The organism is Aquisphaera insulae, assembly GCF_011064615.1.
Lineage (GTDB): Bacteria > Planctomycetota > Planctomycetia > Isosphaerales > Isosphaeraceae > Aquisphaera > Aquisphaera insulae.
Map to the genome: position 1 here is coordinate 1 of NZ_JAALJH010000152.1, position 11413 is coordinate 11413.

General features: G+C 69.1%; 9 protein-coding genes. 3 read left to right on the top strand and 6 right to left on the bottom strand.

Features of this window, described 5'->3' with window-relative positions:
* Position 1: 1 nt before the first annotated feature.
* The 4 genes from G6O54_RS35470 to G6O54_RS35485 all read right to left on the bottom strand — a co-directional run bounded on the left by G6O54_RS35470 (position 2) and on the right by G6O54_RS35485 (position 2801).
* Entirely contained in the window at positions 2-250 is a 249-nt protein-coding gene (locus G6O54_RS35470; protein WP_165235249.1) for a hypothetical protein, read from the bottom strand.
* A gap of 26 nt (positions 251-276) precedes the next feature.
* On the bottom strand, positions 277-573 hold the full coding sequence (locus tag G6O54_RS35475; RefSeq protein WP_165235252.1) for a hypothetical protein: 297 nt from the start codon (positions 571-573) through the stop codon (positions 277-279).
* Between the two features lie 89 nt (positions 574-662).
* Entirely contained in the window at positions 663-1052 is a 390-nt protein-coding gene (locus tag G6O54_RS35480; RefSeq protein ID WP_165235255.1) for a PIN domain-containing protein, read from the bottom strand.
* Positions 1053-1421: 369 nt separating this feature from the next.
* Positions 1422-2801 carry an aldose 1-epimerase family protein gene (locus G6O54_RS35485; RefSeq protein ID WP_165235258.1) on the bottom strand — a complete coding sequence of 460 codons (1380 nt, stop codon included), beginning with the start codon at positions 2799-2801 and terminating at the stop codon, positions 1422-1424.
* Positions 2802-3342: 541 nt separating this feature from the next.
* On the opposite strand from G6O54_RS35485, the gene G6O54_RS35490 reads away from it, so the two are divergent.
* Positions 3343-4473, top strand: coding sequence for a sialidase family protein (locus G6O54_RS35490; RefSeq protein ID WP_165235261.1), 1131 nt, complete (start codon positions 3343-3345; stop codon positions 4471-4473).
* A gap of 21 nt (positions 4474-4494) precedes the next feature.
* Here the strand turns inward: G6O54_RS35490 and G6O54_RS35495 are convergent, their stop codons facing one another.
* Both G6O54_RS35495 and G6O54_RS35500 read right to left on the bottom strand, forming a co-directional pair.
* Positions 4495-5973: an MFS transporter gene (locus tag G6O54_RS35495; RefSeq protein WP_165235264.1), complete on the bottom strand. Its 1479-nt coding sequence runs from the start codon at positions 5971-5973 to the stop codon at positions 4495-4497.
* Positions 5974-6241: 268 nt separating this feature from the next.
* Complete coding sequence (locus tag G6O54_RS35500) at positions 6242-8911, bottom strand: glutaminase domain-containing protein (RefSeq protein ID WP_165235267.1); 2670 nt, start codon at positions 8909-8911, stop codon at positions 6242-6244.
* Between the two features lie 296 nt (positions 8912-9207).
* Between G6O54_RS35500 and G6O54_RS35505 the strand changes: the two genes are divergently transcribed.
* Together G6O54_RS35505 and G6O54_RS35510 are read left to right on the top strand one after the other, a co-directional pair.
* On the top strand, positions 9208-10296 hold the full coding sequence (locus G6O54_RS35505; RefSeq protein WP_165235269.1) for a PDDEXK nuclease domain-containing protein: 1089 nt from the start codon (positions 9208-9210) through the stop codon (positions 10294-10296).
* Between the two features lie 387 nt (positions 10297-10683).
* A complete protein-coding gene (locus G6O54_RS35510; protein ID WP_256369025.1) occupies positions 10684-11103 on the top strand; it encodes an endonuclease domain-containing protein in 420 nt (139 codons plus the stop codon).
* The last annotated feature ends 310 nt before the right edge of the window (positions 11104-11413 follow it).

Sequence of the window (11413 nt, forward strand, 5' to 3'; positions counted from 1 at the left end):
GCTAACCCGGCCCCACGGTGCCGAACCGGATGACCCACCACTCGACGTAGTCCTTCACCGGCGAGCCGGCCGGTCGCAGCAGGGGCAAGTACGGCCATATCGCCGCGTAGAACTCATCCCGTCCGGTCCTCTCCCTCAGCCAGAAGGCGGTGGCGAGGACCGGCCCGCTGCTCGGGACATAGCCGGCGGCGAGGAGAAGGACCGCGACGCGCAGGAATCGGCCCGTCCGCCGCGGAGGTGCGGATTGCATGGGAGCGGCTCGCGATGCGAGGGGTCTTAATGCCGCGTGATCGAGTCGAGCATCGCCTTCGCCGAGGCCCCTTGCAGCCGCAGGGGCTTCTCGGTGCCGACGAAGTGGATCTCGACGTGGGGGGCCTTCTCGGGGCCTTCGGTGAGCGTCTGGACGTAAGCGATGTTGCTCGGGTTGATGAACCAGGGCTCGCCCTCGGCGTGGATGAACCCCGCCCACGATTCCGGCGCCGCCTGGGCCGGCCGCCCCGCGAGGCCCCGGGACGCGGCCGCGAGGCAGACCAGGCCAAGGACCACGGCCGCGAGGGTGATCGTTCGTCGCATGGTGGGCGTCTCCCTTCCGGAGGGTTGATGTTCGAGGGTATCCGTCGATCGGTCCGGGTTCGCATCCGCCAGTTCGCCAGCACGAGCGGCTAGCCGAGTTCCTGGATCCGCTGATAATGTGCGGTGTTTCCCGTCACCAACTCCAAATCGTGCTGCAAGGCGAGTGCCGCGATCATGGGATCGGCCACGCCGATGGGCCGGCCGGTACGCTCGAGGTCGCCCCAGATGCGGCCCGCCTGGTCCGCGGCCGGCCGGTCGAAATCGAGGAACTCTTCATCGGCGAGGAGGGCGAGCAGGGTCGCGATCTTCTCCGGCCTTCGGGCCTTCTGGTATCCCTTCGCCATCTCCATGAGGGTGATGACGGAGATCGTGAACCGTTCAAACACCATCCGATAACCATCGGCATGATCGACCACCGTCGCGTTCACGCCGCGGAGGACTTCGGAGAGGATATCGGTGTCCAGGAGGGCCTTACACATCCGATACCTGCCTCAGAGTCCGCCCCCGACGGCTCTCCATGACATCCCGGGTGACCTGCTCGAGGAGGTCGGCATCGTCGCGCATGCCACCGACGGGGCTCGATCGGCGCGGAGAAGGCGCTCGACCTCGATCCGGGCTGGCGTCCCCGGTCGCCGTCGGTTCAGAGGCCGTATTCCGATCGGGCAGCCCGCTTTGAATCTGCTCGATGAGGCGGAGCCGATCCTCTTCGGGCCAGGTCGCGATCTCAGTGAGTATGCTCCTGAGGTCCATGGGCACCTTTCGTTCTCAACGACCGACGCCGGCTCCCTCGACCCGGCGGCTGGTTTCCGTCCCGCCTTCGTCTCCATTATACCCGGTCCAGGTCCCCCTCACGGCTCCGGCCTGTCCGCGATCAGCGGCTTGCGGTCCCCCTGGATGCGGCCGATCTCGGCGGCGGCGGCGTTCACCTCGGTGGTCCCCATCAGGAGGCTGAAATCCAGGGTCATGGAGTGGCTGGCGCCCGGGGAGAGGCTCGGGACGCGGCCGTGGTCGCGCTCGTACCGGCGGGTGTAGGGGTAATTCGTCCCCGGCTGGATGCCCACCACGTAGCCGTCCTCCGGGGCGGCGGTGTGCTTCCAGAGGGATAGATAGGGCAGCTCGCGGACGTCGTAGCGGACGGCCGCGGCCAGGTCCGACCGCTTGTTGCGGAGCATCAGCAGGGTCCTGTGCGACGCGTCGGCCAGGGGCCTCACGCAGTAGGTCTGCTCGGCGAAGCCGAGCCGCGGGCCGTCGACCTGGTCGTACCGCGCGGTGTCCTTCGCGGAGACGTCGTCGAACGGGCTGGCCATCTCCACCGGGGCCAGGATCTTCGCCCCCTCGTCCAGGATCGGCGGGCCGAAGCAACTGCGGTAGAGCATCTGGAACTCCTGCCGCGAGCCGCCGAGGTTGGTCACCGTGTCGCCGATTCGGAACGACCGCTCGCCCGGGACGATCGAGACCTCCGAGGCCAGCAGCAGGTTGGGGCCGTCGAACGACCGCTCGTGGACCTCGCCGCGGATCGTCACGCGATAGGGGGGCTCGCGCTCGGCGATCAGGACGACCTCCTGGGACGGCAGGTACGCGATCCGGCCGTGGAGGGTCAGGTCCATCGTCCGCTCGCGGCCATTGATCTCCTGGAAGCGATCGGTGCCGGGGAGCCCGTTCCACTCGAGGCCGCAGCGGCAGAACCACTCGCTGAAGCCGTCCAGCCAGCCCGTACCGCCGCGGTCGTGGAGGTTGATCAGGCTCGGGTGCACCGTCTCCTTGACGGGCGAGTCCCAGTTGAAGACCGGCACGCCGTCCAGCAGCACCGTCTTGATCCCCATCCCCCGGGTCGGCAGCACCGCGATCTGGAGCTTGCCGCTCTCGATCCAGATCACGTCCAGGATCTCCTGCTTGCCGCCGAAGTAGCGGAACTTCCGCACCGAGTAGGCGGTCGGACACTCCGGGATCTCGTGCCGCGACAGGAAGACGTACTTGCCCGTCACCCAGGGATCCGCGTTCATGATCGTCTGGACCGAGATGATCTTCTGCCGCAGCGGCGCCTTGCTGTGCCCCGGCTCCAGGGCCATGATCGGACCCCGTGCCGGCGCCGGGGCCGGCGCCGGTGTGGGGGCTGCAGGCGGGGCCTGCTGCGCCAGGGTGGGCGCGCACGGCCGTCCGACGACCAGGGCGGCGAACGCGAGCAGGCGCACCGGCAGGATCAAGGCGTCAGACCGAGATCGGCGCATCGACGTGCCTCCATGGAAGGGGCGGGGGACGAGGGGCGGAAGGGACGAGGGACGAGGGAAGAGGAGGACGGGGGGAACGGTCCGAATTGCTTTTCCCTGTATTCCCTCGCCCCTCGCCCCTCGCCTCTCGCCCCTTTCCTCATCATCGCCTGCGAGCGGCCCGCAAGGAAAGGCGCGGGCCGGCGGGATCGCGAAAAGTCGATGCTGGCGGCCCCCGGATTTCGCGACGTATTACCTCGGCAAGGAAGAAGATCACCCTGATGGGGCTCTTACCGCTGACAGGGAAGCCGGCCCGCATTCACTTCCCCCCTTACGAAGGGGGGATTCAGGGGGGTGAATTCGATCGCCCTGGCCGGCACCAAGCACCCCCTCCGACTCCCCCTTCGTAAGGGGGAGAGCCGGATTTCGCGTCCCCGAGCGTGGGGGGATTCAGGAGGCCGTTCGATATCCGTGAGCTTGATCAACTTCCTTGCCGGGGTAATAGAATGCCCGGGGCCGAGCGACGGGCCTCGATGGCCGGGTCTCGCGTGGGGGACGTGCGATGGCGACGGTGGTGACGATCATGGCCGCGGCGATCGTCGCGGCCGGGTCGGACGTGCCGACGATTCGATGGGATCCTCGGACGCTCCGGCTGGTGGAGCGCGGGGGGGACTACGCGCGGATGGTCCGCCTCGGGGACGGCCGCATCGCCTGCGGGTACGACCGCGGCGGCAAGCTCTATCTCCGCCGGAGCGAGGACCGGGGGATGACCTGGGAGGCCCCGGCGCTCGTGGACGCGGATCCGGATTGCTGGCTGACCAACGCCGAGCTCCTGGTCACCCGCGGGGGGGCCCTGCTCTACTTCTGGGACGAACGGCCGCGGCAGGCCGTGCGGATGCAGGGCAAGCCGTCGCGGCCCGGCGAGCTGACCCGGCCGTTCTTGATCCGGATGGCGAAGAGCACGGACCACGGCCGGACCTGGTCGAGGCCGCGGACGCTCTACACGGCCGGCTGCACCTTCGAGGACGGCTGCTGGGAGCCCTCGCCGATCGAGCTCCCCTCCGGCGAGATCCTCGTCTTCTTCGCCAACGAGGCGCCGTACACGAGGACCGACGAGCAGGAGATCTCCGTGCTCCGGTCGCCCGACGGCGGCGAGACCTGGGGCGAGGGCAAGGCGGAGACCTTCGCGTTCCGCCCGAAGCATCGCGACGGCATGCCCGTGCCCGCGCTCCTGGCCGACGGCGGCCTCGCGGTGGCGATCGAGGACAACGGCCTCCCCGGCGGCGGCGGGCGATTCAAGCCGTCGATCCTCCGCCGCGGGCCCGGCGCCGGCGGCCGTGGCCCGGTGATCGGCGGCGACGGCCCGGGCCGCCGGGGGGCGCTCGATCCGCCGCTCGATCCGTCGTGGTATGCCGGGGCGCCCTACCTGCGGCGGCTGCCGTCGGGCTTCACGATCCTCTCGTACCAGGAGGGGAGATCGGGCGACATGCGCGGCTGCCGGATGGCCGTCTGCGTGGGGGATGCGTCCGCTCGGGGCTTCACCCACGTGAGCTACCCGATCGACGGCGACCCGGGGACCGGCCAGTTGTGGAACTCGCTCTTCGTCAAGGATGAGCACACGATCACGGCCATCTCCGGCGCCACCGTCCGCGGCGTCCGCGGCATCTGGGCCATCGACGGCAGGGCGGACTGACCACTACAGACCGGAAGCGATTCAGGCGAGCTCGGCCAGGTCCGGGGCCGGTTTCGGCTTCGGGTCCGTCATGCGGCGGCCGATGCCCATGGCGAAGATGACCATGGCGGCGATCACCATGGAGCCGGAGAGGACCCAGAGGCCGACCTGGTAGGAGTCGGTCTTCTCCTTGAGGACGCCGAGGATGGTGGGACCGACCCAGCCGCCGAGGTTGCCGAACGAGTTGATCAGGCCGATGCTGACCGCGGCGGCCGACTCGGTCATCAGCAGGCTCGGCAGCGACCAGAAGGCCGGCATGTACGCCTTCAGGCCGGTCAGGGCGCAGGTGAAGAGGAGCACGGTGAGCCAGAGCGTCCCCTTGCTGGCGGGCGCCAGGGCCAGGGCCGCGGCGCCGAAGAGGATGGGGAGCACCGCGTGCCATCGCCGCTCGCCGGTGCGGTCGGAGTTCCAGCCGATGAACGCCTGGCCGATCACCGAGCCGAGCGGCGGGATGATGATCAGGTAGGCGACCTTGCCGACCTCGAGCTGATACCAGTCCTTGACGATCGAAGCCATGAAGAACTCGACGCCGTAGTTCCCCGTCACGACGAAGAAGTACGCCGCCGCCAGCGCCAGGACCTTGGGGTGGCCGAAGGCGGAGAGGATGGACATGTGGCCGTCGTGGGAGGCCTGCGCCTTCTTCTCGCGCGCCAGCTCGTCTTCCAGGGCCGCACGCTCCTCGTCGCTGAGCCAGGCCGCGTCGCGGGGCCAGTCCGGCAGGAGGAAGAGGATGATGGCGCCGAGGATCACCGCCGGGATGCCCCAGAAGATGAAGACCCATTGCCAGCCGGCCAGGCCCAGCGGCGTGGAGCCGCCGGCGGCCCCGATGGCCATGATCCGGGCGCAGACGGGGGGGCCCAGGATCTGGGAGATCGGCCCGCCGATGAAGAACCAGGCGAGGGCCCGCGAGCGGTCGCGGAGGGGGAACCAGTGGGTCAGGTAGACGATCACGCCGGGGTAGAAGCCCGCCTCCGCCAGCCCCAGCAGGAACCGCACGCCCCAGAACTGGAAGACATACCGCCCCCCCGGGCCGCCCAGGTTGGCCGCCAGCGTGTCGAAGCCGAGGGCACCGCAGGCCCGCGAGAGGCCGCGGGCGCACGCCGCCGCCGCGGCCGTCGCGTAGGGGACGTCATAGTGGACGAACGCCGTCAGGGCCGCGATCAGGCCCCAGGAGACCATGATCCGGCAGAACCACTTGCGGGCGCTCCACCGCTCCACCGCGAGCGTGCCGGGGATCTCCAGCAGCAGGTAGCCGACGAAGAAGATCCCCATGCCGAAGCCGAAGGCCCCCTCCGTGAAGCCGATCGGGCCCAGGTCCTTCTGCATGTCGAGCTTGGCGAAGCTGACGTTCGTGCGGTCCACGTAGGCGATGACGTAGCCCAGGAAGAGCAGCGGCAAGAGCCGCAGGTACGCCTTGCCGCGGGCCCGGTCCAGGGGTTCGGGAGAGTCGAGCAGCCACATGGTCGGGACCACCTCTGCGACGGGGGGAGGGGAGAGGGTTGGGGCGAGGACGCCGGCCGGGCTCCGGCCGGGAGGGCGAGGCTCCTGCCGAGCCGGGCGGGGGCTCTGCCGAGCCCGATACCCCTTCATCTTCATCACGAGAGTCGAGTTCATCGCCCCGGGAGGTTACCTCGCGGGGCCGGCTTGCTCAGGCCGGCGCGGCTCGGCAGGAGCCTCGCCCTCCCTGATCATAGGGGGGCGAAGCTCCATGCCCGCGTTTGCCGGCCCCTCACGGCGTGAGGGCCTCCATCCGGCCGAGGCCGACGTCGATGTACTGGCCGCCGGTGGTCTGGCGGCAGTGGACGGCCAGGGTGTTGCGGCCGGGCTTGAGGACCTTGAGCGCCTCCGGCCGGAGCCGGACGGCGGCGTAGTCGCCCGTGAAGCCGCCGGCCGTGGCGGCGAGGACGCCGTTGACGTAGATCTCCGCGTCCTCGTCGTGGTGGACCACCAGCCGGAGCGCCGAGGGGTCGCCTTGCAGGCCCTCCGCCGGCAGCTCGAAGTCGCGGCGGATCCAGATCTCGGGGGTGTTCCAGACGGTGCGGACCTCGGCGCCGGGCGTCCCCCGGGTGCCGAAGCCGGCGGCCGCGGGCTTCCACTCGCGGTCGTCGAAGTCGCGCGCCGGCCAGTTGCCCGCGGGCTTCTCCAGGCTGTACCGCCAGGTGTTCGCCCCGTCGCGCGCCGTCGGCACCAGGGTCAGCAGCTTGCGGACCGCCGGCAGCGGCGCCCAGTCGTTGCCGACCTCCGGCGCGTTCTTGCGGGCGGTGTCGATGGAGGTCTGCCAGTACGGCTTCGCCTCGGTGAGCAGCCGGATGAACAGGCCGCCGATCACCGGCCGGGCCCGGAAGCCCGCCTCCTTGGCGCTGTCGGTCCAGTACCAGTCGGAGAAGGCCACGCGGTCGGTCGTCTCGTTCGCGAACGCGTAGAGCGGGTCGATGAACTTCTCGAACGCGGCGCGGTCGGGGGTGAGGGTGGCCGTCCAGACCAGCCAGTCCCCCTTGGTGAACTTCTTGCGCGAGTCCAGGGGCAGGCCGTACTTCTCGGTCACGCCCGCGTAGAAGGCCAGCTCCTTCCGCGCCACCTCCTCCGGGAAGACCTTCAGGTCGAGGATCTTGTCCCAGACGAGGTTGTACTTCTGGCTCCAGCTCGCCTTGGGGTCGAACGTGAGGCGGTAGTGGTCCCCCTCGCCGGCCATCTCCGTCCACTTGACGGCGAGGCCGCGGGCGAGCTCGGCGTAGCGGTCGGCCGTGGCCTGGTCGCCGCGGAGGGCGGCCATCCGGCCGTAGCAGGCCAGGCCGAGGATCGCCTTGATCGAGAGATTCGCGTTCCGCGCCAGGTGGCCGGCGAAGTCGTCGGTGCAGAGCTGGTTGGTCGGGTCGAAGCCGTGGTCCTCGCAGTACTTCGCCCACTGCGTGAGCTGGGGCCAGTACTTGCTGGCGAAATCGGCGGACTTCTCCGCCTGGGCGATGGCCGCGACGAGGATCAGCATGTTGCCGCTCTCCTCGACGGGCATCTGGTCCACGTCGGTCCGCTCGCCGCCGCCGTAGACCTGGCCGGTGGCCGCGGGATACGTGCCGACGTCGTGCGGGGCGAACGGGAACTTCCACCGCGGCGAGGCCGCGTAGTCGAGCACCGGCACGATCGACGCCTTGGCCAGGGCGAGGTTGTACAGCAGCAGGTGCGGGAACTGCGGGTAGATCACGTCCACGGTGCCGATGCAGCCGTTGCTGGAGTTCTCCTTGGGGAACCAGAGCGGCATCCCCTTGGCGTCGGCCACGAGCTTGCTGCCGCCCAGCGACTGGCGATGCGCCAGCGCCAGCAGGCGGGCGTACTTCTCGCCGCCGGCCTGGGTCGCGACCTGGGCGAGCTGGCGGTCGAAGAAGGCGCAGAAGCTGTCGAAGGTGGCCAGGCTGAGGTGGTGCTTGAGCAGGACCAGGCCGAAGGTCCGGCCCGAGTCCTTGGACTTCCAGTAGCTCTTGAGCCAGTCGCCCATGTAGTCGATGGCGTAGATGTCGTCATATCCGAGCATGGCCACCGCGGAGGTCACCCCGGCCTCGGCCGGGGCCTCGGCCGCGGCCAGCGGGATCGCCAGGGAGATCGACGGGGCGGCGTCGCCGGCCTTGCGGGGCTGGCGGTCGTCGTCCTTCTCCGGCAGGGCGCCGGACCTCGCGAAGGACTCGGCCGCGACGTTCGCCGAGGCCGCGGCGAGCGTCCCCTTCGGGTCGCCTGTGGCCAGGTAGAGGTAGCCCCAGTCGATCCGGGTGGCGTCCCCCCGGCGCTGGAGGATCGGCTGCTCCGTGCTGCCGAGCTTGAGCGCCCGGATCGGCCCGGAGTCCTCGCGCGACCAGGCGACCTCCTGGTCGTCGGAGTGGACCGCGAACTGGGCCCCGGCGCTCAGGAAGGCGGAGACCTCGTGCGGCTTGCCGTCCCTGGCGCGGGCCTTCCAGATCACGTAGGTGATCGGGCTGGCGAGCATGTCCAGGTTGGTGGGGACGGCCAGCTCCAGGAACGTGAGCTCGATCGTCACGGAGTCATTTGCGAACGTGTAGATGGTCCGCGTGGGGCGGACGTCCACGGAGACCTGCGGCAAGGCCGGCACGGATTTCGGCTCCGGGCCCAGCACGCGGTAGGCCTGGCCGTCGATCCGGACGAGGCTCGCCAGCGGCATGGGGGTGCCGGTCCAGTGGCGGGTGACGTCGTCGGTGGCGCGGTCGGCGGCCGACCAGACGCTGAAATACGGGTCGTGCGTGATCAGCGGCACCGACGGCGGCCGGAAGCCGGCCGGGGCCAGCGGATACGGGTCGTCGGCAACCGCCGGGCTCGTCGTGATCGAGCCCGCCGCGATCGCCGCGGCGACCACGAGCAGGGGCGCGAAGGCGCGCCGGGGGGATCGTCGATTCATGGCGGATTCTCGCGTTCTCTTCATCTGAAAGGTGGGAATCCCCCCGATAGTAGTGCCCCCGCCCCGCCGATGCCACCGCCGAGTGCCGCGAAAAGCGGGCGGGTTGCACTCGCGCGGCCGCGGAGCGGCGATCGATCCACGAGCCAAGGCCGAGCCTTCCGGTCCCCTCCCCCGCGTGGAGCGGAGCGACCGGGGGGGGCGGTCTCCCGCCAGGACCTGGCCCGCGTGCGGCCGGCCGCTGCATCCATCATCCGTTCTCCGCTGGACTTGACGGCGCCATGCAGTAACCTTGGCTCATGGCGAAGAAACCAGCAAAGGCCGAAGGCCCGCCCGCGCCGCGTCCGGGTGGTGTGCCCGCTCCCGGGAAGCTGCTCAAGGAGCTGCGCGACCTGATCCGCGCCGCCCGCGGCGCGGTCGCGCAGGCCCTCAACTCCGGCCAGGTCGTGCTCTACTGGCAACTCGGGCACCGGCTGCGTACCGAGGTCCTCGGCGCCAAGCGGGCCGGCTACGGGGAGCGGATCGTCGCGGCGGTCGCGGCGCGCCTGACGGCCGAATTCGGCCGGGGCTTCACCGACAAGAACCTTCGGCATATGATCCGGTTCGCCGAAGCCTTCCCCGATCGGGAGATTGTCTACGCACTGAGTAGACAATTGAGCTGGACCCAGTTTCGCTCCCTGATCTACCTCGACGACCCGCTCAGGCGCGACTTCTGCGCGGAGATGTGCCGGATCGAACGGTGGAATACGCGGACGCTGCAGAAGAAGATCGGCGGCATGCTCTTCGAGAGGACGGCGTTGTCCCGCAAGCCCGAGCGGCTCGCGCGCGAGGAGCTGATGCGGCTGCGCGAGGAGGACCGGCTCACGCCCGATCTGGTCTTCCGCGACCCGTACGTGCTCGACTTCCTGCAACTGCAGGACAGCTACAGCGAGAAGGACCTCGAGGCGGCGATCCTGCGGGAGATCGAGGCGTTCATCCTGGAATTGGGCGTCGGCTTCACGTTCGTGGCGCGACAGAAACGGATTGCAATAGATAACGAAGACTATTATCTTGACCTGTTATTCTTTCACCGCAAGCTCCGCAGGCTCGTGGCGGTAGAACTCAAGCTCGATGCGTTCCGGGCGGCGGACAAGGGCCAGATGGACCTCTACCTCCGCTGGCTGGACGAGTATGAGAAGGAGCCCGGCGAGGAGAGCCCGCTGGGCCTGATCCTGTGCGCCGGCAAATCGGAGAAGCATGTCGAGCTGCTCCAGCTCGACCGGAGCGGCATCCGGGTCGCGACCTATCTGACGGAATTACCGTCCCGTCGACTCCTCGAGCGGAAGCTCCGCGAGATGACGGCCGCGGCCCGGGCACGCCTGGAAGCCAGGCCGCCGGACCGGCCGTGAGGCGATCGCCGGGATCGCCGCGGCGACCACGAGCAGGGGCGCGTAGGCGCGCCGGGGGGATCGTCGATTCATGGCGGATTCTCGCGTTCTCTCCGTCTGAAAGGTGGGAATCCCCCCGATAGTAGTGCCCCCGCCCCGCCGACGCCACCGCCGAGTGCCGCGAAAAGGGGGCGCGACGTCCGGACAGACCTGAGATACGAGCCCCTTCCGGTCCCCTCCCCCCCGTGTGGGGGAGGGTTAGGGAGAGGGGGCTAAAACATCCGCCGGAGATGTATCCAGGCGATCGGATCAGGCAACCCTTGCTCCTGATCTCCTCCGGCCTTATCACATCCGTAGAGACTCTCTCATCAACCCTTGCAAGCTCCTCCGATTCATGGAGCATCCCGAGTGAGTTCCCGGATCCCCCGCGATTTCGCCCGCCATCTCCGCCGTGAGATGACCGACGCGGAACGCCTCATGTGGAGGCACCTCCGCGCTCGCCGCTTCGCTCGGGAGAAGTTTCGCCGACAGGAACCCATGGGCGATTATGTCGTCGATTTCGTCTCGCATCGATCGCGGCTGATCATCGAGCTCGACGGAGGTCAGCATGCCGAACGCGCGGAGTACGATATTGATCGAACTCGATGGCTCGAGGGCCAGGGATATCGCGTCCTTCGGTTCTGGAACAACCTAGCCCTGACCGAAACCGAGTCTGTACTGGAGGCCATCGAACAGGAGCTGTTGCCTGCTCCATCAAGCCCCCAGAGAGACGAGGCTGAGGTCAGGGTCGAAGGACGCGTGTCGGACGCGGTAGCCCCCTCTCCCTAACCCCAATACCGTTCAACGAAGGGTAGGGGCACACGGGCTTCGGCAGGGTCTCAAACCGCGATGGTACGAGACCGAGGTCAACGTCACGTCGGCTACGAGCTGAGCCTGGGTGGCCGTGGTGGAACACCACGGTGCGGCAAGCTGTTGCGCCCAACGGGCTTCGCCTGGAGGCCACGGCGGTCCCGTGGTGTTCCACCACGGCCACCCGAAGACACTCCTTGCCTGCCAGGATGTTCACGTTCCGCCTTCGCGATGCGAGACGAGACGAGTCTTCGTTGAACGGTATTGTCCCTAACCCTCCCCCACACGG

Bases quoted from the DNA above. Each gene is read 5' to 3' on its own strand.
- G6O54_RS35470 (WP_165235249.1), bottom strand. From the start codon at position 250: ATGCAATCCGCACCTCCGCGGCGGACGGGCCGATTCCTGCGCGTCGCG.
- G6O54_RS35485 (WP_165235258.1), bottom strand. From the start codon at position 2,801: ATGCGCCGATCTCGGTCTGACGCCTTGATCCTGCCGGTGCGCCTGCTC.
- G6O54_RS35500 (WP_165235267.1), bottom strand. From the start codon at position 8,911: ATGAATCGACGATCCCCCCGGCGCGCCTTCGCGCCCCTGCTCGTGGTC.
- G6O54_RS35480 (WP_165235255.1), bottom strand. From the start codon at position 1,052: ATGTGTAAGGCCCTCCTGGACACCGATATCCTCTCCGAAGTCCTCCGC.
- G6O54_RS35475 (WP_165235252.1), bottom strand. From the start codon at position 573: ATGCGACGAACGATCACCCTCGCGGCCGTGGTCCTTGGCCTGGTCTGC.
- G6O54_RS35490 (WP_165235261.1), top strand. From the start codon at position 3,343: ATGGCGACGGTGGTGACGATCATGGCCGCGGCGATCGTCGCGGCCGGG.
- G6O54_RS35505 (WP_165235269.1), top strand. From the start codon at position 9,208: ATGGCGAAGAAACCAGCAAAGGCCGAAGGCCCGCCCGCGCCGCGTCCG.
- G6O54_RS35495 (WP_165235264.1), bottom strand. From the start codon at position 5,973: ATGTGGCTGCTCGACTCTCCCGAACCCCTGGACCGGGCCCGCGGCAAG.